Here is a 26,295-nt window from a genome sequence, read left to right as displayed (position 1 = left end):
TCGAATCATACCGTTCGTTAATTACAACATGCCTGGTTGTGTGACGGTGAAGGAGCCGGAACCATGACGGAAACTCGGCACAGCGCAGCCGGTGAGATCGATGTTGCAGACGCGGCGGAAGTCTTCGCCGACTGGCTCGCGGAGTTCGCCACCGCGCTCGGCAAGGGCTCGGAGGTCGAGCTGCAAGCATGCCTCCATCCCTCGGCCACCTGGCGCGACTTCATGGCCTTCCCGTGGGATTTCCACCACGCTGTCGGCGGCGAACAGTCGGCCGGGCGGCTGACGGAACTGGCGAAGGAGTGGAGCGCGTCGGGATTCTCCGTGAGCTCCGAGCAGGAACCCTTCGTCTCCGGTGACGACATCATGGGATTCTTCGACTTCACGACCAGCGACCGGATCAACCGCGGATTCGCCCGGCTCGTGCGGGAAGGTTCCCGTTTCGTCGCCTTCACCCTGCAGACCCAGGTCGTGTCGCTTGCCGCATTTCCCGAGCGGACTCGTCACCGCCGCCCGGAAGGCAAGGTCTACGGCGTCGTCCCGGGCCGCACACGCTGGGCCGACGACCGGAACGAGGAGTCGTCCTTCGAAAACCGCGACCCCGCAGTCCTCGTGCTCGGCGCCGGCCACAACGGCCTCGCTCTGGCGGCGCGGCTCGGTGCCCTCGACGTTCCGACGCTGGTGATCGACCGCGAGGCACGCATCGGCGACACCTGGCGCAAGCGCTATGCCTCTCTCGCGCTGCACAGCACCGTCTACGGGGACCACCTGCCCTATCTCCCCTTGCCCGTGACGTGGCCGGCGCACACCCCGAAGGACAAGTTCGCGAACTGGCTCGAGACGTACGCCTCGACACTCGACCTCAACGTGTGGACCAGCACGACCTTCCTCAACGGCCACTACGACGAGGCCACGGAACGCTGGACGATCCGCGTGCAGATGGGTGACGGCTCGATCCGCGAGCTGCACCCGCGCCACTTCATCGTGGCGGGAGGCATGTTCGGCGCGCCGCGCATCCCCGAGATCGCGGGACTCCGGGAGTACCGCGGTGTCGCGGTGCACTCCGACGAATTCCAGGACGGTGATCGCTACGCGGGCAAGAAGGTACTCGTCATCGGATCCGGGGTCAGCGGCCACGAAATCGCCCACGATCTCTGGGAACACGACGCCGACGTCACGATGGTGCAGCGCACCTCGACCTACGTCGTGACCTATCCGACCTACCACAGGTTCTGGTCGACACTGTTCACCGAGGACATGACGCTGTCGCCGGAGTTCGCGGACCAGATGACCTACGCCCTCCCCAGCGAACGGGTCGACGAGCTCAACAAGGAACTCGTACAGCTCGCCAAGGAGGCCGACAGCGAACTTCTCAGCGCACTCGAAGCCCGTGGATTCAAACTCAATTGGGGTCCGGACGGCACGGGGATCATCGGTGCGCACATGTCGGGCAAGGACAGCTATCAGATCGACATCGGTGCATCCCAGCTGATCGCCGACGGGCGGATCAACCTCCGGCAGGGCGTCGAGGTGAAGGAGATCAGGGACGGCACGACCGTCGTGTTCACCGACGGGTCGGAGATGCACGACGTCGCTCTGATCGTCTTCGCGACCGGTTACCACCAGTTCTGGGGTCACATCGGGCCGGTTCTGGGTTCGGCGGCCGCCAAGATCGACAAGGCCTACGGCCGTGCGGCCGACGGTGAGTACGCGAACACCTGGCGCCGTTCGGCCCAGCCCGGACTCTGGTTCGGGACCGGATTCATCCGCATGGCGCGCTTCTACTCTCGCTTCACGGCGCTGTTGATCAAGGCGATCGAGGAAGGCATCGAGCCGGTGGATCCGGAGGGCCGCACGAGGTAGTCCATCCGGCCCGGGCTCGATGAGCCCGGGCAGGCGGTGGGCCGGGCCTATGTGTCGCGCAAGACGTTTCGCTGGATCTTCCCGGTCATCGTCTTGGGGAGCGCGTCGAGCACGTGGACCTCGCGAGGTCGCTTGTACGCGGCGAGGCGTTCGCCGGCGAATGCGATCAGTTCGTCGGGCTCGGCGGTACCGCCCTCGCGAAGCGCGACGTATGCGACCACCGCCTCGCCACGGTAGTCGTCGGGTACACCCACGACCGCCGCCTCGAGAACCGAAGGATGTTCGCACAACGCGTCTTCGACCTCACGCGGCCACACCTTGTACCCGGAGGTGTTGATCTGATCCTTGATCCGGTCGACGAGATAGACCCATCCCTCGTCGTCGATGACGGCGACGTCTCCGGTGTGCAGGTGTCCACCCGGAAGTGTTCTCTCCGTCGCCTCTTCGTTCTGCCAGTAGCCGGGGATCACCTGCGGTGCGGTGACGACGAGTTCGCCTTCCTCGCCCGGGGACTGTCGCCGTCCCTGCGCGTCGATCGTGAAGACTTCGACACCTCGCGTGGGCACCCCGACCGAGAGCGTCCCGCTCGGTCCGTGGACGGGAGCGGCGACACCCGGTGGCACCGCTATCCCTCCACCGGTCGTCTCGGTCATGCCCCAGATGTTGTGCAGATAGACGCCGAACCGATCGCGGAAGGCCTCGATCGTCGCCGGTGGGATCGGAGCACCGCCGGAGTAGAGGAACTTGGCGCTCGCGAAATGATCGGCGCCGGCGTCGGGGACGCCGAAGAACGCGTTGAAGGCGGTGATGGACCCCACGGTCGTGGTGACCCCGTGCTCACGGAACATGTCGAGCACCACCGACGCCTCGAACCGTCCGCCCATGCTCAGCGTCGCGTCGTTCAGCAGTGCGATCCCGGCGTTGAGCGAGAGTCCGGTGATATGGAACATCGGTGCGATCGCGTAGGACACGTCGCCGGGCGCGAGCCGGATCCACTCGCTGTAGCCCGCGACCGAGCAGAGGAAATTGCGATGGGTGTTGAGGGCGCCCTTGGGCGGCCCCGTCGTGCCCGAGGTGTAGGTGATGAAGGCGATGTCGTCGAGGTTCCGCGCGACCGGAGCCGGCCGTTGCCCGCGTCGTTCGACCAGTACGGTGGCCAGGTCGCCGTCGGGTGACGGTGCGGGATCGGACCCGGTGAACACGCGAGAGTCGTTGCGGGTCTGGAAATCCCGTGAGGACGCCGACATCAACCACCGCACCTGTGTCCCGGACAGGGCACTGCGCGTCGCAGCATCGGTGCCGCGGGCGACGACGATCCCGGTCGTGCCCGAGTCCTCGACCAGCCGCCGTAATTCCTCGCCCCGATACATCGGGTTGAGCGGCACCGCGATCGCTCCGGCCTTCCACACCGCCAGCAGTGTCAGCGGGTAGTGCGGGATGTTCTGCAGGTAGATGCCGATCCGGTCGTCGGGGCGCACCCCGCGCGCCTGCAGCTCGGCGGCCAGCGCGTCGGAGTGCGCGTCGAGGGTGGCGGCATCGATCGTGCCGTCGAAGTAGCGGATCGCCGCGCGGTCCGGACCGGCGGCGACCCGCGCCTGCCACGCGTCGACTATCGAGGTGTACACACTCACTCCTTGTTCCCACCGACTGCGCGGCCCGCACCGACTGCGTGCCGCCCGGCGATCCAGGCGAAGGTCATGCCGGGGCCGAGTGTGCCACCGGGACCGCCGTAGGAGGCGCCGGTCGGGGAGGAGACGTTGTCGGCTGCGTACAACCCGGTGATGACGTTGCCGTCCAGATCGATCACCTGGGCATGCTCGTTCACCTTGGGACCGCCCTTCGTGCCGATGACGCCGCTCGTCAGCTCCATGGCGTAGAACGGCCCGTCCGTGATCGGGCCGAGGGTGCCCTCGATGCTGCCCTTCTTGTAGGGGTCACCCCACCACCGGTCGTGGGCGCTCTCGCCGCGGGCGAACTGCGGGTCCTTTCCGGCGGCGACATTCCTGTTCCACTGCTCGACCGTGCGCTCGAGTTCGTCGCCCGGGATGCCGAGCGCCAGGGCGAGGTCGCGCAGCGTGGGGCTCTCCACCAGCCACGGAGGGGTGGTGCCCGTGTAGGGGCGACCCGCCGAGCCGTAGGTGGTCAGGTAGGTGTGGTCGAAGATCAGCCACGCGGGCAGGTTGGCATAGCGGAACGCGGTGACGTCCTCCTGGTGGAAGGCCCCCACGATGGCGTTGTAGCTCACGGCCTCGTTGGTGAAGCGCCGGCCGGTCCGGTTCACCATGATGCTGCGCGGCCTCGTGCGGTCGCCGTTGATCATCTCCAGGTTCATCGCGTTGATGCCCTCGGGCAGTTCGGTGATGGGAATCCACCAGGCTTCGCGCATGTTCTGGAGCGCGGCGCCGACGCGCATGGCCATGCGCAGGCCGTCGCCGGTGTTGGTGGGGATCGATGCGGGCTTCGTCACGTGGCCGCGGAGGAAAGCGGCGCGATACTCCTCGTTCCATTCGAATCCGCCGGTGGCGAGGATGACCGCGCGCGACGCAGGGATCGTCCGCCGCCCCTCGGTGGTGTCGACGATGACGCCCCGCGCCCGGCCGTTCTCGACGACGAGGTCGCGCGCGGGCGTCGACACCCGGATTTCGACGCCCGCTCGGAGGCAGGCATCGAGAAGGGCGCCGACCAGTCCACCGCCCATGCCGCGCAGGTCTTCCGCGTCGCGGCGTGCGAGTTCCTCGTCGGACGGCGGTTTGGGGACCGCGCAGCCGATCGCGGTTTCGTCCATCCGCAGATGTGTGGAGTAGTAGGGGCTCACTTCGACCCGGTCCCGCCAGTCACCCAGTTTCGCGAAGGGGAACAGTTCCTGCCCGAGCGTTCGGCCGCCCTCGGGCTTGCCGCCGGGATTCGACGGGTGGTAGTCGGGCAGGCCGGGGACGGCGAAGAAGCGGACTCCGCCGTCCTCGCCGAGACAGCGCACCATCTTCGGTCCGGCGTCGACGAAGGCTTGTGCCAGGCGTTCGTCGAGAATGCCGCGCCCGAGCGACATCAGGTAGGCCATCGCCTCGTCGGCGCTGTCCTGCACGCCGATGTCCTTCATGTACGGGTTGTTCGGGATCCAGACATGCCCTCCCGACCAGGCGCTCGTCCCGCCGACCCGATCGTTCTTCTCGAGGACGACGACGCGGGCACCTTCGCGGGCCGCGGTGAACGCGGCTGTCAGCCCGGCGGCGCCGCTGCCGAGGACGATGACGTCGTACGTTTCGGATTCGGGCATTCCGGTCCTCCGGTTCGCGCGATGCTTGTGACTCGGTGTGATGCTGATTACCATAACTGTCGTGCACTAATAGAGTAAGTCTGTTCTATATGTACAACGTGCAGTGGCTCGTCAGGGGTGGGCGACCGCGGCGAACGGATCGGGGGCCGGGTGCAGATTCAGGACACGTACGACGTGGTCGTCCTCGGGTCGGGACTTGCCGGCCTCACCGCCGCGCTGGCCGCGGCGCTCGAGGGCGCCGACGTCGCACTGCTGGAGAAGGCCGAACTGATCGGTGGCACGACCGCGCTGTCGGGCGCGGGGATCTGGATCCCGGCCAACCCGATCGCGGCCGAGAAGGGCATCGAGGACTCCCTGGAGGAAGGCGCGGCCTACCTGGAGAGTCTCTCCAACGGGATGATCCTCCCGGAGTTGGCCGAGGCACTGATCTCCGGCGGCCCCGGTTTCGTCGAATTCCTGCACGAGAACACCGATCTGCGTCTCCGGCTCGTCGAGGGGTACCCCGACTATCACCCCGAGCATCCCGGTGGAAAGGCCGGAGGCGGGCGGACTCTCGAACCGGGCCTCTTCTCCTTCGCCGGAATGGAACAGTGGATCGACCGCATCGGCGGTGACATCCAGCGCATCGTGCTGACCGAGATGCCCTTGGGTGGGGGGACAGGTGTCGTCGCACCCGAAGTCCTCGCCGCCCGCGAGGAAGCCGCGGAAGAAGGCCTGGGTCGCGCACTGGTCGGCGGCGTCCTGAAAGCGTGTCTCGCGCAAGGAATCCGGGTCGAGACCCGGTGCCGGGCGCTGCGCCTGCGCACCGTCGAGCACAGAGTCGTCGGTGTCGAGGTCGAGACGGACGACGGGATGCGAACGGTCGGAGCTCGCGCGGTGGTGCTTGCGACGGGAGGGTTCGAGTACGACCCGGACCTGGTCCGCGATTTCCTGCGGGGACCGCTGACGCGCCCCATCGGCGCGCCGACGAACACCGGTGACGGTCTGCGGATGGCCATGCGGGTCGGTGCCCGTCTCGGCAACATGCGCGAAGCGTGGTGGTCGCCGATGGTGCCGTGTCCGGGTACCCGGCGCGACGGGGTGCCCGCGGCGATGCTGTCCTCGCGTGAGCGTGCGCTGCCCGGGTCGATCATGGTCAACCGCTACGGTCGGCGCTTCGCCAACGAGGCGGCGAACTACAACGCGTTCGGCGGCGCCTTCCACCATCTCGACGAATCGAAACTCGACTATCCGAATCTCCCGGCCTACATGATCTTCGACCAGTCCACGGTCGATCGGTTCGGCGTGTTCGGCGGCCGCCCGGGGGCGCCGGTTCCCGACTGGGTCGAAAGTGCGCCCACGCTGGACGCGCTGGCCGCTGCCCTCGGATTGCCGGTCGACGCGGTGCTGGGTTCGGTCGCGCGCTTCAACGAGTACGCGGAGCGGGGTGTGGACCCGGACTTCTCCCGGGGAAGCAGCGCCTTCGATCGTTTCCCCGGCGGGCGGATGAGCGATCCCGATTCTCCGCACGCAACATTGGGTCCGGTCCGGACGGCGCCGTTCTACGCGGTCGAGGTCGTGAGCTCCGCGCTGGGCACGAAGGGCGGGCCGCGCACGGACACCGCGGGACGGGTCGTCGACGTCGACGGCGAGGTCATCGCCGGGTTGTACGCCGCCGGCAATGTCATGGCCAACCCGAGCGGGATGGTCTACGGCGGTGCCGGTGCCACCCTTGCGGTCGCGGGGATATGGGGGATGAGAGCGGGACGGGCAGCGGTCGCCGATTGCGTCCAGGTGTCGGAATTGCATTGTTGAAACAGGACTTCGCGTCACCTCTCATCCGAAGGGCGGCTCATGGCGAAACGGCGGCATCTCCATCTCAACCTGGTCGGTAACGACATCAATCTGCATTTCGGCGCCCCCGCGTACGAACAGCGTCACCACGCCGACACGACGCTCACCGACCCGTTCGAACGGCTCATGGCCTACGGGCGGCTAGGCGACGAGGGACTCTTCACCGCAGTCTTCCTCGGCGACGTGCCCGGCATGCCGAGCTCACCGGCCTTCGACGGGGGACCTGCCGAGCCGATCACCGCGCTGAGCGCGATGGCCCGTGAGACCACGCACGTCGGTCTCATCGCCACCGCGTCGACGACGTTCTACGATCCGTACACCCTCGCTCGCCTCATCGCGTCGCTCGACCAGGCGTCCGACGGCCGCGCCGGGCTGAACGCGGTCACCACCGTCGGTGACGCGCATGCGCTCAACTACAGCCGGGACGGTCACCCCGATCGGGAGATCAGATACCGCCGAGCCATGGAATTTCTCGACGTGACCGCGGCCCTGTGGGCGAATCGCGAGGTGCGTCGTGACCCGGACGGTGTGACGCGGTACTACGCCGCTCCGATCGACCACAAGGGCGAATCCTTCAGTGTCCGAGGCCCGTTGAATGTTGCACCGAGCCGGCAGGGACGGCCGCTGGTCGCTCAGGCCGGCGGGTCGGGTCCGGGTATCAAGGTCGCCGCCCGGCACGCGGACATGGTGTTCACGGCCGCGACCACCCGCGAGCGTGCGGCACGGTACCGGGAGGACCTGGACAAGGCGCTCGCGGACGCCGGACGTCCGGCCGGAAGCGTTCCGGCGGTCCCCGGGCTCATCCCGTACATCGGGCGTACCGCACGCGAGGCCGAGGAGAAGATGCACGCGCTCGACGACTACGTCCCGTGGGAGAGTGTCGCGCCGAAAGCGCTGGCCCAGTTCGGGTTGGAGGTGCCGTACGACAGCGTCGACGACCGATTCCCGCTCGAATTGCTGCCGAAACCGGCCGACGTCGAGGCGACCGTCAAGAGCACTTTCGGGAACTACGTCGGACTCTACGACTGGATCGAGGCGCATCCCGGCGCAACCGTTCGCGATGTCGCGGCACAATCGCTCGGGCGGGGCGGAGCCCAGCACCGCAAGTTCGTCGGTTCCTACGACGACATCGTCGACGATTTCGATCGGTGGTTCACCGACGGCAACGTCGGAGGGTTCAACCTCATGTTCCCCGTCGGACCGGCATCGGTCCGGGAGTTCATCGACGAGGTGGTTCCGCGGCTGATCGACCGCGGCATCCACCGGGGAACTCCCGACGATCGACCGCTACGGGAACGCTTCGCCGGCGGGGAGTGACGACCATCCGAATTGCCGTCCGTGACAACCACTCCGAGTAGCGCGGGGACGTGCTGAGACTCCGAAAGGAACCGACATGCCGGAGACGTTGACGCCACCGGGACCTCAACCCGAGGGCTTCGACCCGGACTGGGTGCGCGCCAAGCACGCCTACGAGCGCGCCAAGCGACTGCGGCGCGACGGAGTCGAGCAGTACATCGCGGTCACGGCGGACTTCTCGCACTACGAGGACGACCCCTACACCGAGCGGGTCGAGCGCGACCCCGTGAACGACGAGGTCGAGATCCTGATGATCGGCGCGGGTCTCGGCAGCCTGATCGCGGCGGCACGGATGCGCGAGGCCGGCCTCGACGGTATCCGGCTGGTCGACCGGGCCGGCGGCGTCGGCGGAACCTGGTACTGGAACCGCTATCCCGGTGTGCAGTGCGATATCGAGTCCTACATCTACATGCCGCTGCTGGAGGAGATGAACTACATCCCCACGCAGAAGTACGCCTACGGATCCGAGATCCGGGAGCACCTGACGGCGATCGCGCACAAGTACGACCTGGTGCGCGACGCGCTCTTCCACACCACCGTCAAGGAGATGGACTGGGATGACGACGCCGAGCGCTGGATCGTGAAGACCGATCGGGGTGACCGCATCCACGCGCGGATCGTGGTCGTGTCACCGGGCTCGCTCACGCGGCCCAAGCTGCCGGGCATCCCCGGCATCAACGAATTCGAAGGTCATACCTTCCACACCAGCCGCTGGGACTACGGCTACACCGGGGGAGACGAGAGCGGTGGGCTGACCGGGCTGCAGGACAAGTCCGTGGGCATCATCGGTACCGGCGCCACCGGTCTGCAGGTGGTGCCCCATCTCGGTCGGTGGGCCGGGAAACTCTACGTGTTCCAGCGGACTCCGAACGCCGTCGACGAACGGGGCAACAAACCGACGGACCCGCAATGGGCAGCAAGCCTCCGGTCCGGATGGCAACGTGAGCGGATGGAGAACTTCACCCGCTACACGGCCGGGGTGGAGCATCACACCGACCTCGTCGACGACGGCTGGACCCGTGTGTCGGCCGAGGTCACCAAGACGGCGATCAAGCAGGAGATCGAGCGTCGGGGCGCACCGATGACCCCGGAGGAGATCGCCGAGTTCCTGTTCGAGGCCGACTTCAGATCCATGGAACGCGTACGCGCGCGGATCGACGCCATCGTGACCGACAAGGCCACCGCAGAAGCCCTCAAGCCCTGGTACAAGCGCCTCTGCAAGCGTGTCGGGTTCCACGACGAGTTCCTCCCCACCTTCAACCGTGACAACGTCGAGCTGGTCGACACGGACGGGCGCGGGATCCAGCGCCTGACGCGCGACGGTGTCGTCGTGGGGGATCGTGAGTACAAGGTCGACGCGCTGATCTTCGCGACCGGCTACGACGTCAGCAGCAGCTACACCCGTCGCACGGGATTCGACATCGTCGGCCGGGACGGTGTTCACCTCAGCGACAAGTGGAAGGGCGGACCGCGCACCTTCCACGGCTTGCAGTCCAACGGATTCCCGAACTGCTTCTTCCTCGGGTACACGCAGACCGGTGTCGCGAACAACTACACGCACACCGCCGAGGAACGAGCCCGTCACCTGGTCTATCTCCTCGAGCAATGGGTCGCGCGGCGAGCCACCACGATCGAGGCCGATCTCCGGGCGGAGGACGCCTGGGTCGCCACCATGAACGAGCTCTCCGGCCCCGGCCGTGCCTTCTACGCGGACTGCACCCCCAGCTATCTCGACAACGAGGGAGACATCGGCAATCCCGACGGCCTCGCAGCAGCGAACTACGGCGGTGGCCCGGTGCAGTTCTTCGAGCTGCTGGCCCGCTGGCGGGAAGACGGAGAGATGGACGGCGTCACGCTTCGGTGACGCCGCGGTGTTGACGCCGCGGTGCCGAGACGGGAGATCAGTTCCCGGGAGCCCGGTAACTGGTGTCCCGGTGCACGGCCTCGTCGATCTGCTCGGGGGTGAGCAGCAGGATCGGCTTCGACCTGGCCGCACCCGAACCGATGGTGCGCAGTTCCAGGGTGGCAGCGGCGATGTCGTCGGGTACCTCGCCGATCACGTACAGATCGTGGCCGCCGAGCGCGAAATGCACGGATTCGACGCTGCCGCCGACACTCTCGACCATGCTGGTGATCGCGTCGCGGCGGGCGGTACCGCCTTCGCCGAGCAACCCTTTCGCGCCTTCGCTGGTGTAGGTGACCTGCCACAGAAATTTCGGCATGGGACGGTTCTCCTCGGGTCGGGGACTGTCTCCATGTTCGGTCCGGACGCCGCGCCGCGGGGCCGTTTCGCCGCGATCGGTCCGCTCGGGCTGGCCTAGGCTCGTGACGACACCGATAGATCTCATCGAAAGGGAGGGTTGCCGTGCCGAAGCCGCCGCTGCCCGATGCCGTGGCCGAATTCCTCGCCCGGCCCAACTACGCGACCATCAGCACGCTGCGTGCCGACGGCCAGCCAGTGTCCGTGCCCACCTGGTATGTCTACGAGAACGGCCGCATCCTCGTGAACATGGACGAGGGCCGCAAGCGTCTCGACCATCTGCGCAACGATCCGCGAGTGAGCCTCAGCGCGCTCGACCCCGAGGACTGGATCACCCACGTGAGCGTGCAGGGGCGGGTCGTCGAGATCGTCGACGACGAGGGCCTCGTCGACATCGACCGCATCGCGCGGCACTACACCGGCAAGCCGTACTACGTGCGCGACCGCAAGCGCGTCAGTGCGTGGATCGAGATCGACCGCTGGCACGCGTGGGGCCGGCTCAAGGAAGCCTGATCACCTCGGTGACGGGTGCGTCTCTGTCGTCGAACTCGAGAGGCACCCGTCACCCGGGGATGTCAGACGACGCCGGCTTCCTTCGCGACCTTGCGTGCCTGGAACGCGACGGCGATCAGCAGGACGCCGAACAGGATCGCGTAGATGCCCAGCAGCCAGATCAGGCCGATGATGCCGCCGCCGGGGAAGATCAGCAGGACGATGCCGAACAGGATCGCGAGGATGCCGGCGATGAGCGATGCCACCCATCCGGACTCGGGGACCTTCCGGAACCGCAATGCGCCGACGGCCCCGGCGATTCCGAAGAAGATCGCATAGAACGCGATGATGTAGAGCAGTACGAGCGCGGTCGCCTTGGGCCACGCGAGAGCCACAATGCCGGCGAGGACCGAGATGACGGCCATCGCGAGCCACCATCCCCAGCCGTCGAGGGTCCTGCGATCGCGGACCGCGTGGTAGCCGAGCACGAGGCCGTCGACGATCGCGTAGATACCGAAGACGACGACGAGGGCCCACACGGTGATGCCCGGCCAGACGAGGGCGACGATGCCGAACAGCACCGCGAGGATGCCGCGGATCAGAACGATCCACCAGATCTGTTTGAAGAGGGAACGGAACGGATCACTTGGGGTGGCAGCGGCCTCGGACATGAGCACTCCTGGTTTTTGATCTTGTCTCCCGGCACAGCGTATGCCTGCTTACGGGGCGATGCGCCCCAATTGAGCGCCCTCTCGCGGGCGAGTCGTGGAGGTATCGTCGGGCGATGGTCCGCGCACGGGTCGGAATCTCGGGTTGGCGCTATCCCGGATGGCGCGGCGACTTCTATCCGGCGGGACTGCCGCAGCGCCTCGAACTCGAGTACGCCGCCGAGCGGATGGGATCGATCGAGATCAACGGCACGTTCTACAGCCTGCAGCGCAAGTCGAGCTTCGAGGACTGGCGCGACCGTACCCCGGACGATTTCGTGTTCGCGGTCAAGGGCGGCCGGTTCGTCACCCACCTCAAACGCCTCGTCGACGTCGACGAGGCGCTCGCCAATTTCTTCGCGTCCGGCGTGCCCGCGCTCGGTCCGAAGCTCGGTCCGCTGCTGTGGCAGCTCCCGCCGACGATGGCGTTCGAACCGGATCGGATCGCCGGTTTCTGTGCGCAACTGCCGCGCACGACGCAGGAGGCTGCGGCGCTGGCGTCGCGCCACACGGACAAGGTTCCCGACGAGCGAGCGTGGACCGAAGCCGACGCCGATCGCCCTCTCCGGTACGCGATGGAAGTTCGGCATCCGACCTTCGCGACCACCGAAGCCGCTGCGCTGCTCCGCGAACACGACGTGGCGCTCGTCGTCGCGGACACCGCGGGCCGCTACCCCTTCCTCACCGAGGTCACCTCGGACTTCGTGTACGTCCGCATGCACGGTGACGCCGAGCTGTACGTGAGCGGCTACAGCGACGCAGCGCTGGATCGGTGGGCCGAGCGGATCCGGGCGTGGCTCGCCGACGGCCTCGACGTGTACGTGTATTTCGACAACGACGCGAAGGGCTTCGCCCCGCACGACGCGCTCGCGTTGCAGCGCCGGCTGTGATGTGTCGGGGCCGGACGGCACACTGATGCGTGCCACGGACGGGGCGGGCGAAGCAGCACCGGCGAGGCGGACGAAGCAGCACCGACGAGGAGAACACTGTGTGGCCCACGCACTGGCCGACGATCGCGCGGGAGATCGCGCATGCCACCGAGACTGCGCTGAGCGCGGCCCGGGCCGACGACGAACCGGCGTTCGCCGATGCGGTGAGCGCTCTCGTCGAGTTGCCGTACGAGCAGGTCACAGTGGTGCACTCGGGCATGATGCGCGAACTGCTCGAGGAACTGCATCCGGACGGTCTGGCCGGTGAGGACGTTCAGGCCGTGTTCGAACGGTGTGCCCGCGGTTCCGTGCAGGCAACGCCCGACGCGCTGGTGGCGGTGCTGACCGGGGCGCTCGGGGTGACCGATCCGGACGCGCCGAAGGCCAGGCCCGAGCAGTACCTCACCGCGGGGATCGTGGTCCTTGCCGATCTGCTCGCGACCCGCAAGGTCGAGCCGCGGCAGTACATCCGCCGGGCGGTCGGGGAGATCGAACGGGAGCAGACCGTCGAGATGCCCTGACGGTCTCGGTCGTCACGGGCGGGTCTGCTGCTCGACGTTGAACACGACCCGGCGCAACAGGTCGGTGAGGGTGTCGAGTTCGTCGTCCGAGAGACCGTCGAGCATGCGCATCTCGCGGGTCACGCGCCGTGGGTATTCGGTTTCGACGACACGCCGCCCTGCGTCGGTGAGTTCGAGCAGCACGACTCGGCCGTCGCGTTCGAGCCGTTTGCGTTCGACCAGTCCGAGCCCGACGAGCCGGTCGGTGTGTTTGGTGGTGGAGGCCCCCGAGATTCCGGTGACAGAGGTGACCTCGCTGGCGCGCAGCGGATGCGGGCTGCGCGCCAGCGCGCACAGCACCTCGAATTCCGTTCGGGTGACACCGCTTCCGGTGAGTTCGTGGTCGAGATGGTTCAGGGACAGCGAGCTGATCCGGATGATGCGGCCGATGATGTCGATGGGCCGGGTGTTCAGATCCGGATAGGCCTCGGACCACGCGCGTCTCACTCGATCGACGAAGTCGTCCGGGGGTGTGGGTACGTCGGGCATGGGTCCAGTGTAGCGATCCGTTTCACAACCGATTCATAGTTATTTCATCTGTGAAGTATTAGACTGGCTCGGTGCTTTCCTCGACCACCGACCCGACCTACAGCCGTCTGCGACACACCGGCGGCGCACTCGCGCACTCGTTGTCCGCCGACGCCTGGCGTCGATCGCTCGACGTGCGGAGTGCCGACGCGGTCGTCGCCCCGGCGGTGCGCGTCGGGTTGGCGATTCTCGTCGTCCTGATCGGCGGCGGTCTGCTCGATCAGACGCACCTCGCGGGATTCGCGGCGCTCGGTGCCCTGTCCTCGGCGTTCGGACGACACGAACCGTATCGGCGGCTCGCTGCCAAGTCCGCGTGCGCCGGGGGCGGGGTCGTCGTCTATGTGGCGCTCGGCGCCGCCATCGGCGCGGCCGGAATGCCGATGTGGGCGGAGATCGCGCTGCTCGCCGTTGCCGCCGGGATCGCGTTCTGGCTGCTCGCGGCGTTCCGCATCATCGGACCGGGCGCGGTCATCCTCATCTTCGCCGCGGCCGGAGCCGCCGGATTCGCCGACACCGCCGCGGACATCGGTGTGGCCGTGGCCGCCGCCGCGACCGGCGCCGTCATCGGCTGGGTGATCGTCATGGCACCGGTGCTGTACCACCCGCACGGCCCCGCCCGCGTCGCCGTCGCCCGCGCACTCGCCGCGGTGTCCGCGCTGGAGAACGACGGCGAGTCCGCGGTCGCGCCTGCACGCGCGGCGATCGTGAAGGCGCGTGAGGTCGTCGCCCTCGGCCCCCGTCGCCCGCACACCCATGAACTGCTCGCCCTGCTCGATGCCGCAGAAGCGGTCGTCGACGGGGGTTCGCACGACACGATCCGTGCACGCCGCGACGACTTCGCGCGATTCGAATCCGAGTTGCGAAAGGTGCGCCGCGACATCGAGATCCCGCGCGTCGATGCGGCCGACGCCGCACTGCCCGACCGGCCCGAAAGTTTCCTGCGGACCGGCGCCCGGGGTCTGCGCGACCGCGCGATCGTGATCGGTGCCGAGCGGGTGCTGCTCGCGTCGTTGCTCGCAGGCTGGATCGCGCTGGCCGCCGGACTGCAGCATCCGCTGTGGGCGACGATGGGCGCGATGGCCGCCCTGCAGGGCGCCAACTACCGGCAGACCGTGCAGCGCGGAATCCAGCGATTGCTCGGGAACGTTGCCGGTGCGCTGCTCGCCGCGATCCTGATCGCGGCCGCGCTCGGGTACTGGCCGCTCGTCGTCGTGATCGTCGCGCTGCAGACGGTGGCGGAACTGTACGCAACCCGGAACTACGCGCTCACGTCGATCGCGGTCACCGCAATGGCGTTGCTGGTCATCGGCCTCGGCGAGCCGATCGGACCGGACATCGCGCTCAGCCGCATCGGGGACACACTCATCGGCGTCGTCGTCGGTGTGGTGGTCGCCGCGCTCACCATCGCGCGCGGCGACCACCACCACCTGCCCGCCCGGTCCTGACTACCGGGCCGAGGACCGGCCCTTCGGAATGTCGCGGAACGCGATGTTCGGATCGTGGGTGCGCTCGCGGGGCATGCCCAGCACGCGTTCGCTGATGGTGTTCCGGGCCATCTCGGTGGTGCCGCCGGCGATGCACCAGACCTGCTGCATCAGGTAATCGTGTCCGACCTCCGCGACAGCGCCGTCGTCGTCGTCCCACGCGGCACCACCGGCTCCGGTGAACTCGTACATGATCGTGGTGAGCCGGGTCGCGACAGTCCCGGCCATCAACCGGACGATCCCGGCCGCCTGGTCGGAGATCTTGCCGGTCGCGATGCCCCGGCCGATCCGCCGCTGCAGCGCTTCCTTCGCCAGTTCCAGGGTGCGGGCCTCGCCGACGAGGTCGCGGGCGATCGGATCGTCGAGACGACCGGCGTCGCACGCAACGGAGACGAGTTCCGAAATCCGCGACCCGCCGCGGGAACTGCCCGGCGGCCGGGTTGCGAACTGAGAACTCGACTGCATCCGTTCGTGGAACATCCAGCGCGTGCCGACGCTCCAGCCGTCGTCGACCTCGCCGATGCGGTCGCTGTCCGGCACCCGCACGTCGGTCAGGTATTCCTGGCAGAATTCCTTCGAACCACTGAGCATTTCGATGCGGTGAACCTCGATGCCCTCGCGTTTCAGGGGCAGCATGAAGACGGTGAGACCGCGGTGCTTGGGAACGTCCCAGTTGGTGCGCGCCAGGCACAGGGCCCAGTCCGACCACCAGGCTCCGGTGGTCCAGATCTTCGATCCGTTGAGAATCCAGTCCTCCCCGTCGCGCACGGCCGTGGTCACGGCACTCGCGACATCCGAACCACCGCTCGGCTCGGACAGGAACTGCATCCAGATCTCTTCACCCTTGAGAATGGCGGGAATGTGACGCCGCTTCTGTTCCTCGGTGCCGCATTCGAGAAGCACTGCGGCACAAGGAACGAACGTGGGTGACTGCAGCCGGGCCGGGTACTCGAATCCGGCCAGTTCCTCGTCGAGTACCCGCTGATGTGCGCGGGTCAGTCCCTGGCCGCCGTACTCCCGGGGGAAGCAGATGCCGGCGAGTCCGGCGTCGAAGAGCATGCGCTGCAGTTCGCGTTCGCGGGCGACCGCGGCGAGTTCCTCCTCGTCCGTACCCTCGGCGCGCAGGACGCCGATGTGGGCGGTGGGATCGGCGGGCCGCAGGTTCGCGCGGATCCAGGTGCGGGCGCGATCACGGAATTCGTCGAGTGTCTCGGTGGTCTCGGTGTTCTCGGGGGAGGGGGTCACTGTACGGCCTCCTGCTGCAGAGCGATGTCGGCGATGAGCTGTCGGTGTTCGGCGGGACTGCCGTGACTCGACCGGTTCGCGGCGACCCGCCGCATGAACAGGTGCAGGTCGTGTTCGTAGGTGACACCGATTCCGCCGTGCAGCTGCACACAGTCCTGGATCAGCAGGCCACCGTATTCACCGATGTATGCCTTTGCGGCACTGGTCGATTCCGCAGCATCGGGTGCTCCTGCCGCGACCGCGGCGGCGGCGTCGTCGGCCAGGGCGTGGAACGCCTCGAGCCACGTCTTCATGTCCGCGAACCGGTGTTTGAGCGCCTGGTACGAGGCGAGCGGCCGGCCGAACGAGTAACGGTCGAAAGCCCATTCGACTGTCAGGTCGAACACCGATTGGAGGGCGCCGACCGATTCGGCGCAGCCGATCACGATTGCGAGTCGTCGCAGGTGCTCGACGTCGGACACCGCACCGCCGGCGGATCCGACCAGTGCTGTGACCGGCAGACGCACCTCGTCGAACTCGACGGCCGAGTAGCGGCGGGTCACGTCGATCGAACGCAGGGGCGTGACCCGGACACCCGCGGTGCCCGCCGGGACGAGGACCTGGGACTGGCCGTCGCCCGTGCGGCCGGCCACGAGCAGGAAGTCCGCGGTGGGTGCGGCCTCGACGGGACGTTTCGTCCCGTGCACGACGACCTCGTCGCCCTCGACCCGGATCTCGACCGGAGACGCGTCGGCACGGCTTCCGGGTCGCGGTTCGTCGACGCACCATGCAGCGGTCGCCGTGCCGGCGATCAGCGCGGCGAGCGGTTTGTCGTGCGCGTCCGTGTAGTGGGCGCTCAGCGCCGCGGCCACCAGATTGCTCGGGGTCAGCGGGCCGGGCGCGGCCTGCCGGCCGAATTCGTGCGCGACGAAGGTCAGGTCGACCAGGCCCGCGCCGCTGAGGGAGCCGCCACCGTGTTCCTCGGCGACGAGCAGGCTGGTCCAGCCCAGTTCGGCGCCGCGGCGCCAGTAGCCGGCATCGAACCCGGCCGGGTCGTCACGGAGGCGGCGCAGTTCCGCCGGTGGCGCCTGGTCCTGGAGGAACCGTGCGGTGGTGTCTCGGAAGAACTCCTGGTCGGGAGTCGGTTCCCACAACATGTGTCTTCGTCCCCTGCTCTCGCAACCCCGGTACGAAATAGCCTGCTCTCGCAGTAGAGAACAATACTTGCAAGATTTGAAAATGACACTCTTGATGCGAAGGTTGCGAGCTGATAGGACACCGCCGACGGGGATACGATCGCCGGGTGCGCGTACGCCGGATCGTCGACCTGAGCCGCCTCGTCTCCGCGGACACCCAGGTCTACCCGGGCGATCCCGCGCCCGTCCTCACCCCGCACGCCACCCTGAGCGACGACGGCTACAACCTGCTGCGCATCGACATGGGGTCGCAGACCGGCACCCACGTCGACGCCCCGCGGCACATGCGCGCGGCCGGGGAACCCGTCGACCGCCTGGCCCCGGATCTGTTTGTGGGTCGCGGTGTCGTCGTCGACGTGCGCGGCCTGGCCGCGGGAGCCCCGATCACCGCGGACCTGCTGGGCGGCGCCGAGTGCGGGCCCGGCGACATCGTGCTCCTGCACACCGGCTGGGACGCGCACTACGGCACCGACGAGTACTTCGCCCACCCCTACCTGGCGGCCGACGCGTGCCGTGAACTCCTCGGCCGGGGCGTGCGCACGATCGGCATCGACGCGCCGAGCCTCGATGCCACCGGCGCCAGTGAGTTTCCCGCGCATTGGCTCATCGCCGACGCCGGCGGCGTCATCTGCGAGAACCTGTGCGGGCTCGGGCGGATCGACTTCCCGGACCCGCTGATCAGCATCCTGCCGATCCGCTTGCGCGACGGCGACGGCGCGCCGGTCCGGGCGATGGCGATACAACTCGAACCCTGATACCCGTGCGTCTACTTAGCTTCGCCGACGATCCCGGGATTCCCGGCATCGTCGGTGATCGCACCACGACCGCATACCGGACCCACTGGCTGCAACAAACTTGCATGAGGTTCGTGACCGGCGGGATTTGGCGCACCGGTGGTGAGGGCCGAAACCGCTCTTCTTGTGCCGTCGACAATTAGCGTATTCGTCGCATAAACGACGAGTCGTGATTCGATACTTGGAAAATGGCCTTCTGGACGTGGTCTGGGTGGAAGCCTGTTGGGGCTGCCGCGGCGGTTGTTGGCGCATTGTTCACCGCGGTTGGCGTCGTGCTCGGAGGGTGGTTCACGCATCTAACACTGGGGAATGCAAACGAGACGCTCAAGATCACCCAGCATGGACAAATCGCCGAGCGGTTTGGCAGGGCCGTCGAACAACTCGCGTCTGATAAAGCCGACGTGCGATTGGGTGGAGTCTATTCCTTGGCGAATATTGCGGAACAGTCCCCCACTGATCAGCCTGCAGTGATCGATGTTCTTAGCGCGTTCATCCGCGTACACGCTCCTATGTCCGAGAGTTGCGTTTCCGGGCCAACACACCTCCGCCCCCCTGCGGAGATTCAAGCCGCTCTCACTACGATCGTTACGCGTGACCCTAGCCACGATGGTTCCTTGCCTGTAGACCTCTCGCAGACGTGTCTAGTGGGGGCAGATCTATCTGGGGACGCGCAACTAGCAGGTGCAGATCTGTCCTACTCCAACCTCTCCGAAGCAAAGTTGCCCCATGCAGACCTGTCGGGTGCGTCTCTTTTTCAGACTGATCTAACGAAGGCCCAATTGACTGAGAGAGCCAAACTCACCGGCGCGAACCTAACTGTCGCGACCCTGAACTTCGCGGACCTAACCAACGCGGACATGACGTATGCAACCCTGATCGGTGCATGTCTCAAGCGAACGAATCTCACGGGTGCCAATCTGTACCGTGCAGACCTGTCCGGTGCGAAACTTGCTGGCGCGAAACTCGCCGGAACCACCTATACGCCGGTGTGTCCAGACGGACCGGACGTTATGGTGCCACCCTCAGTGGTTGGACTCGCTGAAGCGATGTCGCATGAAACTGATGCGCAGCTCAACGACACCATCCTGATTCAGATCTTCTACGACGACCAAAGCACAATCTGGCCTATCGGATATCAGGCGCCGCCGAGTCGGCCGCAGCGTTAAGCATGGAAGTCCGAGGCTATTGGGGATGGGCGCGTGTTCATTCTCATCCCGCAGCCGCTAACTCGGCTGGTCGCGAAGTCCTGCCGTGTAGGGCGATCAGCCGCAGGGCCTTTTCGGCATCGCTCATGACCAGCGGCCCCAGCCGCTGGAAAGGCACACCGTCACACCAGTTGCGTCAGCACGATCCGCGCGGTCCCGTACACCGCGGTCCCGGCCGTGACCAGACCGAACACCAGAATCCACACGGCCGCCGGGATGCGCGTGAGCCACCGCAGCTGATCGGCGTCCGAGCCCCCGCCACCCCCGCGCCGATGGGTGCGGGCCAACTCGACGACCGGGCGGGTCGCGCCGAACAGCAACACCCACGTCAGCAGATACGCCGCCGTGTAGCGGATGACCGGATCCCCGTAGTACGCCGCCGCCCCGACGGCCGCGCCCACGACGAGGACCGACAGGAAACCGAACAGATTGCGGATCAGCAGGATCAGCAACGCCAGCGCGGCCAGCACCGACCACAGCACGGCGGCCGGGCGATCGAGCGTCAGCAGCGTCGCCGCGAGGAATCCGAGCACGGCCGGGCCGACGTAGCCCGCGAATGCGGTCGCGATCATGCCCGGACCCCGCGGATTGCCCGACGAGACGGTCACCCCGGAGGTGTCGCTGTGCAGCCGGATCCCGGACAGCCGCCTCCCGACCAAACGGGCGACGAGTGCGTGCGACCCTTCGTGGGCCTGGGTGATCAGGTGTCGCGTCGCGAGCCACAACGGCCGCACGGTGACCAGCACGAGTGCGATCACGGCGGTCGTGACGATCAGGGCGGGCGGGGCCGGCTCGCTGACCGCGGACACCGCGTCCCACGCGGATCCCAGTGCGTCCGGGATCGAGGCGAGGGTCGAGGACACGGGGCACCTTCCGTCGGAGAACTGAACGAGTCATCGTACGGCGGAGGCCGCGACGCGACCGCCGCCGGGGACACCGGCAGATCGAGCGCCGCCGGGGACACACCGGCGGATCGGCGGCACCGATAGATTGAATCGTGTGTCCGACCGTCGCTCCGCCCAGATCCGCGCCGGTATCGCCGACTCCTGGGCCGTCGGTCTGGGGCTGATCCCGCTGGGTCTGGCGTTCGGGGTCGTGCTGACCCAGGGTGGTTTCGACTGGTGGTGGGCGCCGATCTTCTCGACCGTCATCTACGCCGGGTCGATGGAGTTCCTCGCGGTCGGGCTGATCGGCGCGGTCACGCCCTTCGCGTCGCTCGCGGTGGCGACGCTGCTGATCAACTTCCGCCACGTGTTCTACGGCCTGAGCTTCCCGCTGCGGGTGATCCGCAGCCGCGCCGGGCGGATCTACAGCGTGTACGCCCTTACCGACGAGTCGTACGCGATCGTTGCCCCGAAACCCCGTGAAGAGCTGACCGGTACCCGGATCCTCAGCGTGCAGGTGCTGTGTCAGGTGGTGTGGGTGGCCTCGGGCACGGTCGGCGCGCTGATCGGAGCGGCCCTTCCTGCGGGCCTGTCCGGACTGGAATTCGCGCTCACCGCGCTGTGCACGGTGCTCGCGATCGATGCCTTCCGCATCAATCGCGACCTGCCCGCGCCCGCGATCGCACTGGTCTGCGGTCTGGTGGCGTTGGTGCTCGCCAAGGACGTCATGCTTCCGGTCGCGCTCGGGTTGTTCGTGCTGGCGCTGCTCGTCCGATTCGTCTATCGCAATCGGGTGTCCCATGCCTGACTCGGTGCCCGGCGCCGGCTACGTGCTGGCGTCGCTGTTCGTGATGTTCGCGGTGACCGTCGGCCTGCGCGCGGCGCCGTTCGCGGCGCTCGCGTTCCTGCGCGAGTCGGCGGTGGTCAAATTCCTCGGTGCGACGATGCCGGCCGGAGTCATGTTGATCCTGGTGATGTACACGCTGCGTGACACCGGTGCGACGACGTGGCTGCCCGCGGTGATCGGGCTCGGTGTGACCGTCGCGGTCCATCTGTGGCGACACAGTCCGGCGCTGAGCACCGTGGCCGGCACCGTCGCCTATGTGGTGGCGGGCGCGCTCTGGAGCTGAGCGGTCTCCTCGGCGGGTGCGCCGGAGGTTTCGGATCCGCGACGCGACCGGGCGGCGATCACGGCGGCGACCAGCAGCGCGAGCCCGGTCAGGCACTGGGCGTTGCCCAGCAACTCGAGGACGGCCTGCTCGACCCAGCCGTGCGACGCCGCGTCGATGAGCAGGTAGTTCGGTCCGACCAGGAACACGAGCGCGGCGGGCAGCAGGACCGGCCACCAGCGGCGGTATTGCGGCGCGAGCGGGATCGCGACGAGCAGCACGCTGTACGCCCAGTGATGGGTGACGGCGATGGGGGCGGCGAGCAGCGTCGCGAGCGCGATCACCCCGAGCGCGATCACCGGTTCGTCCGAACGCAGGAAACGATTGGCGGCCCACGCGGCCGCAGCGACGATGACGAGGGCTCCGGTCAGCCACAGGCCCTTGGTGACCGTCTCGGAGAAGTCGAACCGGGCCAGCAGACCGGTCAGCGCCTGATTCCGGAAGAACTCCTGATCGCCGGCGCGGTCCGTCGCCCAGGCCTCGTGGGTCCAGAAATAGACCGACGACTCGGGCCGCAGCCAGTAGCCGAACGCGGCGAGCGCGATGAACCCACCGGCCGCGCGGGCCACCGACGGGAGGTCCCGGCGCAGCAACAGCAGCAGACCGAACGCCGCAGGTGTGATCTTGATGGCCGCGGCGACCGCGATACCGATCCCACGGAACCGGCGGGGGACGACCCCGAGGCAGTCGGCCACGACCAGCGCCATGAGCACGATGTTGATCTGGCCGAACGCGAAGTTCGACCGTATCGGCTCGAGGCACAGTGCCGGCCCGAGTGCGGCTGCGGCGAGCAGGGGTGCGCGTTCGACGTTCATGCGTTCGAACGCGACCTTCAGCACCCACCAGACCAGCGCGATCAGGCCGAGCGTCCACAGGAACTGCATGGTGGTGCTGCCCACGAGCGGCAACGCCGCGAACAGGGCCGCCGCGAACGGCGGATAGATGAACCGGAAACCCGAGCTGGTGTGGAAGCCCTCCGTGTACAGCGGAGTGTGGTGGAGGAACGCTTCACCGGCATCGCGGAACACGTCCAGGTCCATCAGGTACTCGGTGAGCGAATCTTGCAGGTACCTCGTCACGACGATCGCCGACAGGATCAGGCCCAGCGCGACGAGTGCCGACTGCACGGGCCGGATTCGTATTTCGGACGACAGCACGAGCGTGCACCCCCTGGGTTCGAGACGGCGTGGAGCCGATACGGCATGTGAACTCGAGCCACGTTACACAATCGTTGTCATTGCGACGTGGCAGCAAGATTACCGTTGACGGCTCCGTTGCGTTGCCGTCATCGACTGCGGGTGGCGAGTTCCCCGTGCAGCAACCGGGTCCGATCGACGTCGTCCAGCGAGGTCACCACCAGGTCGGCGTGTGCCGCTACCAGGGCGTCCGCGTCGCCGGACCGGGCGACGCCGAGCGCCGCCATGTCGCCGGCTTTCGCGGCAAGAATTCCGCTGACCGCGTCCTCGACGACGAAACACGATTCGGGCAAAACACCCAATTCTCCTGCGGCGGCGAGGAATATCTCAGGATCCGGCTTACCGCGGGCGAAATCCCGTCCGGACAGGTTCGCGTCGAAGACATCGAGAAGGGTGAAGCCGGACGCCGCATCCGGGACACCCTCGAACTCGGCGAGCGAGATGCCGCGCAGGAACCGGTCGGCGTTCTTCGACGAGGACGCCGCGGCGACGGGGATACCTGCGGCGCGCACGGCGAGGACGAACCGCACCGCGTCCGGATACGCCTCGAACGCACGCTCGTCGATCAGGCGCACCAGCAGCTGCTGCTTGCGTTCCGCGTAGGTCGCGGTGCGCTCGGCGGCGTCCGGGACACGGAAGTACTCGAGCGCGGCGCGCGCGCCGCTCAGACGCGGCTTGCCCGACAGCACCTGCTGATAGACCTGCGGGGTGAAGGCCTCCGGCGACCACGTGGTCGCATCCCGGATGCCGGACCATTCACCGACCATCAGTTCGTGCAGGGCTCGTCGCCACGCCGCTTCGTGGGGGGAGTCGACGAGGACTCCGTCCACATCGAAGATCGCGCCGGCGAAACCGGTGCGTCGGGACGGCGGAGGCGTCGCCGCCGGGGTCACGACCGCACCCCGCGCGGTTGCCGGTTGCTCGACGACCGCTGCGCGGGGAGGGTGAACACACAGCTGTCGCCGGGGCCGAGTTCGTGTTCCTGTCCGTCGAGGGCCACCCGGATCGGGACGTGGAAACCTACGGCCTGCGCGAGCACCGTCAGTTCTCCCGCGGAGATGCGCACCCGCAACGGTGTTCCGCGGAACCGGATCGAGAAGGACACGCCGTCGAGCCGGTCGACGAGCCGTGGCCGGAACACGAGGACACCGTTCTCGACGCGGGTCCCCACATAGGTGCGTTGCAGCACGTCGAGCGTGCCGGACATCACCCCCATGTGGATACCTTCCTTGGTGGTGCCGCCCTGGAGGTCGCTGACGTCGCTCTCGAGCGCCAGCATGAAGCGATTCCAGGAGCCGGGCGGGTCGAGGTCGGCGAGCACGGACGCGAACGTCACGTGGCTGAGTGTCGAACCGTGCGAGGTTCTTTCGTCGTAGTACTCGATGGTGCGGTCGACGAGATCCCGATCGAACGGGTAGCCGAGCCGCTCGAAGACCGGTTCGAGTTCCTCGTAGTCGAACAGGTAGAACAGCATGACGGTGTCCGCCTGCTTCGCCATCTTGAACCGATTGGGATCTTCGCCCTCGGCGCGCAGGATCCGATCGAGGCGCCCGATGTCGGGGTAGGTGGCGCGGTACTGCTCCCAGTCGAGTTCCTCCAGTTCGTCGTATCCCTCGAACTGGCTGATCACTCCCATGTGGAACGGCACGAACATCTTGCGGCTCATGTCGTCCCACAGGCTCAGTTCCTCGTCGGTCACGGCGAGCCGGGCCAGCAGCGCGTTCCGCCGGATCGTGGACAGCGACTCGAGGACGGACGGGACCGTCGCCATCACCCACGCCACCATGACGTTCGTGTACGCGTTGTTGCGGAGCCCCGGCTCCGTCGAGCCGGGGTAGTGTTCGTGGAACTCGTCCGGTCCCATCACGCCGTGGATCTCGTACCGTTCCCGCTCCGGGTTCCAGTGCGCGATCGACGCCCAGAAACGGGCGATCTCGAGCATGATTTCGGCGCCGTAGTCGGCGAGGAACTCGGCGTCGTCGGTGACCTGATGGAAGCGCCACACGTTGTAGAAGATCGCCGCGTTGATGTGCCGCTGGTTGCGACTGTGATCCGGATCCCACTGTCCCGAAAGGGGATTGAGATGCACTTCCTGGGTTTCCTCGGTACCGTCGCTGCCGCTCTGCCACGGGAACATCGCACCCTGGAATCCGGCATCCTGTGCGGCCCAACGTGCTTCGGTGAGACGACGATACCGGTACAGGATCAGGCTTCGTGTCACCTCCGGCATCCGGAGATTGAGGAACGGGTAGACGTACATCTCGTCCCAGAAGACGTGGCCCCGGTACGCTTCACCGTTCAATCCGCGGGCCGGGACCCCGGCGTCGTGCCGTGCGGTGTGCCGCGAGCAGACCTGCAGCAGGTGCGCGACGTGCAAGCCCAGCAGGAGATGCGCGCGGGGTTCGCTGGGCAACTGGACATCGCAGATGTCCCACAGTTCGTCCCATGCCGCCCAGTGCTCGGCGTATGCGGTGGCGAAATCCGGATACCGCAGCACGTGCCGGCCGGCCGCGGCCAGTGGTTCGGTGATGGCGTTGTCCCGAGAGGTGAACAGCGACACCATCTTCTCGATCCGCACCGGCTTCCGGCGCTCGACGTCGAAGCTGAGTACCTGCTGGATGTAGTCCTCCATCTGGTAGAGGTCGCGTTCGACTTCGCTCGGTTCCTCGCTGTCTCCCAGGAAGACCCGGGTGCGCGCCGCCTCGGCCACGTAGATGTCGGACTGCCGCGTCTGCACCCGCAGAGCGATGGTCTCGTCGCTGAACGTGCGCGGCGAGACCGGATCCAGATGCCGGCCCTCGAGCTGCCGGTAGCGGGCGACGACGCGGTTGGTGACGCGACCGTCGAGGGCCGAGACCACTTCCACTCGCCCTGACCAGTTCTCGGGTGTGACGGTCCATTCGATCGCGGCCTGGTGGCTGTCGGCCATGCTGACGAACCGGCGGCTCCGCAGCGTCGTCTCCCGTCCGCAGTGGTCCCGGAAGGTCATCTCCCGCATCACGGTCGCCGAGCGGATGTCGTAGGTGTGGCGGTATCCCAGCAGGTCGATGTTGTCGAGCCGGATCGCGTCCTCGCCTTCGATGCGAAGCTTGAGAATCAGCCAGTTCGACACGTTGACGAGGTCCTCGTTGAGGACCGGTCGACCTCCCATGATCGTGGTCTCGCGGTTGTAGATGCCGTGGACGTATGTTCCGGGATAGTGGACGGGACTCATGTCCTCCCACTCGGCGGTGCCGCGCGTGCAGAAGTATCCGTTGCCCGTGGATGTCAGGGCCTCACGCAAACCCTCTGCGGCACTGTCGAACCGATCGTAGTCCAGTCCGAAATCCGGAGATTGCACTGTG

23 protein-coding genes are annotated in these 26,295 nt (G+C 67.3%); 12 read left to right on the top strand and 11 right to left on the bottom strand.

Annotation, left to right across the window (positions count from 1 at the left end; translation table 11 throughout):
* The first annotated feature begins 63 nt into the window (after positions 1–63).
* Positions 64–1,860: an NAD(P)-binding domain-containing protein gene (locus ACN675_RS00790; RefSeq protein WP_420749085.1), complete on the top strand. Its 1,797-nt coding sequence runs from the start codon at positions 64–66 to the stop codon at positions 1,858–1,860.
* A 47-nt stretch (positions 1,861–1,907) separates the two neighbouring features.
* Here the strand turns inward: ACN675_RS00790 and ACN675_RS00785 are convergent, their stop codons facing one another.
* Complete coding sequence (locus ACN675_RS00785; RefSeq protein ID WP_420749084.1) at positions 1,908–3,485, bottom strand: class I adenylate-forming enzyme family protein; 1,578 nt, start codon at positions 3,483–3,485, stop codon at positions 1,908–1,910.
* Between the two features lie 2 nt (positions 3,486–3,487).
* Complete coding sequence (locus tag ACN675_RS00780; RefSeq protein WP_420749083.1) at positions 3,488–5,134, bottom strand: FAD-dependent oxidoreductase; 1,647 nt, start codon at positions 5,132–5,134, stop codon at positions 3,488–3,490.
* Between the two features lie 150 nt (positions 5,135–5,284).
* Between ACN675_RS00780 and ACN675_RS00775 the strand changes: the two genes are divergently transcribed.
* From ACN675_RS00775 to ACN675_RS00765, 3 genes are all read left to right on the top strand, one after another.
* Positions 5,285–6,928: an FAD-dependent oxidoreductase gene (locus tag ACN675_RS00775; protein WP_420749082.1), complete on the top strand. Its 1,644-nt coding sequence runs from the start codon at positions 5,285–5,287 to the stop codon at positions 6,926–6,928.
* 39 nt (positions 6,929–6,967) lie between these two features.
* Positions 6,968–8,284, top strand: a complete 1,317-nt coding sequence (locus ACN675_RS00770; RefSeq protein WP_420749081.1) for an NtaA/DmoA family FMN-dependent monooxygenase — start codon at positions 6,968–6,970, stop codon at positions 8,282–8,284.
* 76 nt (positions 8,285–8,360) lie between these two features.
* Positions 8,361–10,187 carry a flavin-containing monooxygenase gene (locus ACN675_RS00765; protein ID WP_420749080.1) on the top strand — a complete coding sequence of 609 codons (1,827 nt, stop codon included), beginning with the start codon at positions 8,361–8,363 and terminating at the stop codon, positions 10,185–10,187.
* 37 nt (positions 10,188–10,224) lie between these two features.
* Here the strand turns inward: ACN675_RS00765 and ACN675_RS00760 are convergent, their stop codons facing one another.
* Positions 10,225–10,545: a GYD domain-containing protein gene (locus ACN675_RS00760; protein WP_197251101.1), complete on the bottom strand. Its 321-nt coding sequence runs from the start codon at positions 10,543–10,545 to the stop codon at positions 10,225–10,227.
* Between the two features lie 143 nt (positions 10,546–10,688).
* Here ACN675_RS00760 and ACN675_RS00755 point away from each other — a divergent pair, with 143 nt between their 5' ends.
* The gene (locus ACN675_RS00755) at positions 10,689–11,096 is read left to right on the top strand and encodes a PPOX class F420-dependent oxidoreductase (RefSeq protein ID WP_420749079.1); all 408 of its coding nucleotides are present in this window, start codon (positions 10,689–10,691) and stop codon (positions 11,094–11,096) included.
* A gap of 62 nt (positions 11,097–11,158) precedes the next feature.
* Here ACN675_RS00755 and ACN675_RS00750 read toward each other — a convergent pair whose 3' ends face one another.
* The gene (locus ACN675_RS00750; protein ID WP_420749078.1) at positions 11,159–11,746 is read right to left on the bottom strand and encodes an HdeD family acid-resistance protein; all 588 of its coding nucleotides are present in this window, start codon (positions 11,744–11,746) and stop codon (positions 11,159–11,161) included.
* A 113-nt stretch (positions 11,747–11,859) separates the two neighbouring features.
* On the opposite strand from ACN675_RS00750, the gene ACN675_RS00745 reads away from it, so the two are divergent.
* Both ACN675_RS00745 and ACN675_RS00740 read left to right on the top strand, forming a co-directional pair.
* Complete coding sequence (locus ACN675_RS00745) at positions 11,860–12,672, top strand: DUF72 domain-containing protein (RefSeq protein ID WP_420749077.1); 813 nt, start codon at positions 11,860–11,862, stop codon at positions 12,670–12,672.
* Between the two features lie 98 nt (positions 12,673–12,770).
* Positions 12,771–13,232, top strand: coding sequence for a hypothetical protein (locus tag ACN675_RS00740; RefSeq protein WP_420749076.1), 462 nt, complete (start codon positions 12,771–12,773; stop codon positions 13,230–13,232).
* Between the two features lie 12 nt (positions 13,233–13,244).
* On the opposite strand, the gene ACN675_RS00735 is transcribed toward ACN675_RS00740, so the two are convergent.
* Complete coding sequence (locus ACN675_RS00735) at positions 13,245–13,760, bottom strand: MarR family winged helix-turn-helix transcriptional regulator (protein WP_420749075.1); 516 nt, start codon at positions 13,758–13,760, stop codon at positions 13,245–13,247.
* Positions 13,761–13,831: 71 nt separating this feature from the next.
* Between ACN675_RS00735 and ACN675_RS00730 the strand changes: the two genes are divergently transcribed.
* The gene (locus tag ACN675_RS00730) at positions 13,832–15,244 is read left to right on the top strand and encodes an FUSC family protein (RefSeq protein ID WP_420749074.1); all 1,413 of its coding nucleotides are present in this window, start codon (positions 13,832–13,834) and stop codon (positions 15,242–15,244) included.
* Here the strand turns inward: ACN675_RS00730 and ACN675_RS00725 are convergent, their stop codons facing one another.
* Positions 15,245–16,528, bottom strand: a complete 1,284-nt coding sequence (locus ACN675_RS00725) for an acyl-CoA dehydrogenase family protein (protein ID WP_420749073.1) — start codon at positions 16,526–16,528, stop codon at positions 15,245–15,247. It lies immediately after the preceding gene.
* Positions 16,525–17,664, bottom strand: a complete 1,140-nt coding sequence (locus ACN675_RS00720) for an acyl-CoA dehydrogenase family protein (RefSeq protein ID WP_420749072.1) — start codon at positions 17,662–17,664, stop codon at positions 16,525–16,527. Before ACN675_RS00720 ends, ACN675_RS00725 begins: the two co-directional genes overlap by 4 nt.
* A gap of 146 nt (positions 17,665–17,810) precedes the next feature.
* On the opposite strand from ACN675_RS00720, the gene ACN675_RS00715 reads away from it, so the two are divergent.
* Positions 17,811–18,458, top strand: coding sequence for a cyclase family protein (locus ACN675_RS00715; RefSeq protein ID WP_420749071.1), 648 nt, complete (start codon positions 17,811–17,813; stop codon positions 18,456–18,458).
* Between the two features lie 227 nt (positions 18,459–18,685).
* Positions 18,686–19,663, top strand: a complete 978-nt coding sequence (locus ACN675_RS00710) for a pentapeptide repeat-containing protein (RefSeq protein WP_420749070.1) — start codon at positions 18,686–18,688, stop codon at positions 19,661–19,663.
* Between the two features lie 161 nt (positions 19,664–19,824).
* Here the strand turns inward: ACN675_RS00710 and ACN675_RS00705 are convergent, their stop codons facing one another.
* Positions 19,825–20,565, bottom strand: coding sequence for a M50 family metallopeptidase (locus ACN675_RS00705; protein ID WP_420749069.1), 741 nt, complete (start codon positions 20,563–20,565; stop codon positions 19,825–19,827).
* 136 nt (positions 20,566–20,701) lie between these two features.
* Between ACN675_RS00705 and ACN675_RS00700 the strand changes: the two genes are divergently transcribed.
* Positions 20,702–21,394 (top strand): AzlC family ABC transporter permease, encoded by a 693-nt coding sequence (locus tag ACN675_RS00700; RefSeq protein WP_420749068.1) that lies wholly within the window; start codon positions 20,702–20,704, stop codon positions 21,392–21,394.
* On the top strand, positions 21,387–21,716 hold the full coding sequence (locus ACN675_RS00695; RefSeq protein ID WP_420749067.1) for a branched-chain amino acid transporter permease: 330 nt from the start codon (positions 21,387–21,389) through the stop codon (positions 21,714–21,716). The genes ACN675_RS00700 and ACN675_RS00695 overlap by 8 nt, the downstream gene beginning before the upstream one ends.
* On the opposite strand, the gene ACN675_RS00690 is transcribed toward ACN675_RS00695, so the two are convergent.
* From ACN675_RS00690 to ACN675_RS00680, 3 genes are all read right to left on the bottom strand, one after another.
* Positions 21,686–22,912 (bottom strand): glycosyltransferase family 87 protein, encoded by a 1,227-nt coding sequence (locus tag ACN675_RS00690; RefSeq protein ID WP_420749066.1) that lies wholly within the window; start codon positions 22,910–22,912, stop codon positions 21,686–21,688. The genes ACN675_RS00695 and ACN675_RS00690 overlap by 31 nt on opposite strands.
* Positions 22,913–23,040: 128 nt before the next feature.
* Positions 23,041–23,844, bottom strand: coding sequence for an HAD family hydrolase (locus ACN675_RS00685; RefSeq protein ID WP_420749065.1), 804 nt, complete (start codon positions 23,842–23,844; stop codon positions 23,041–23,043).
* Positions 23,841–26,291, bottom strand: a complete 2,451-nt coding sequence (locus tag ACN675_RS00680) for a glycoside hydrolase family 65 protein (protein WP_420749064.1) — start codon at positions 26,289–26,291, stop codon at positions 23,841–23,843. Before ACN675_RS00680 ends, ACN675_RS00685 begins: the two co-directional genes overlap by 4 nt.
* Positions 26,292–26,295 lie beyond the last annotated feature (4 nt).

Source organism: Rhodococcus sp. O3 (assembly GCF_048897285.1).
GTDB lineage: Bacteria > Actinomycetota > Actinomycetes > Mycobacteriales > Mycobacteriaceae > Rhodococcus.
This window is presented reverse-complemented; position numbering and strand designations above follow the sequence as displayed.

Excerpts from the sequence above, each read along its gene's own strand:
- ACN675_RS00790 (WP_420749085.1), top strand. The coding sequence starts at position 64 with ATGACGGAAACTCGGCACAGCGCAGCCGGTGAGATCGATGTTGCAGAC.
- ACN675_RS00780 (WP_420749083.1), bottom strand. The coding sequence starts at position 5,134 with ATGCCCGAATCCGAAACGTACGACGTCATCGTCCTCGGCAGCGGCGCC.
- ACN675_RS00770 (WP_420749081.1), top strand. The coding sequence starts at position 6,968 with ATGGCGAAACGGCGGCATCTCCATCTCAACCTGGTCGGTAACGACATC.
- ACN675_RS00765 (WP_420749080.1), top strand. The coding sequence starts at position 8,361 with ATGCCGGAGACGTTGACGCCACCGGGACCTCAACCCGAGGGCTTCGAC.
- ACN675_RS00760 (WP_197251101.1), bottom strand. The coding sequence starts at position 10,545 with ATGCCGAAATTTCTGTGGCAGGTCACCTACACCAGCGAAGGCGCGAAA.
- ACN675_RS00750 (WP_420749078.1), bottom strand. The coding sequence starts at position 11,746 with ATGTCCGAGGCCGCTGCCACCCCAAGTGATCCGTTCCGTTCCCTCTTC.
- ACN675_RS00745 (WP_420749077.1), top strand. The coding sequence starts at position 11,860 with ATGGTCCGCGCACGGGTCGGAATCTCGGGTTGGCGCTATCCCGGATGG.
- ACN675_RS00735 (WP_420749075.1), bottom strand. The coding sequence starts at position 13,760 with ATGCCCGACGTACCCACACCCCCGGACGACTTCGTCGATCGAGTGAGA.
- ACN675_RS00720 (WP_420749072.1), bottom strand. The coding sequence starts at position 17,664 with ATGTTGTGGGAACCGACTCCCGACCAGGAGTTCTTCCGAGACACCACC.
- ACN675_RS00710 (WP_420749070.1), top strand. The coding sequence starts at position 18,686 with ATGGCCTTCTGGACGTGGTCTGGGTGGAAGCCTGTTGGGGCTGCCGCG.
- ACN675_RS00695 (WP_420749067.1), top strand. The coding sequence starts at position 21,387 with ATGCCTGACTCGGTGCCCGGCGCCGGCTACGTGCTGGCGTCGCTGTTC.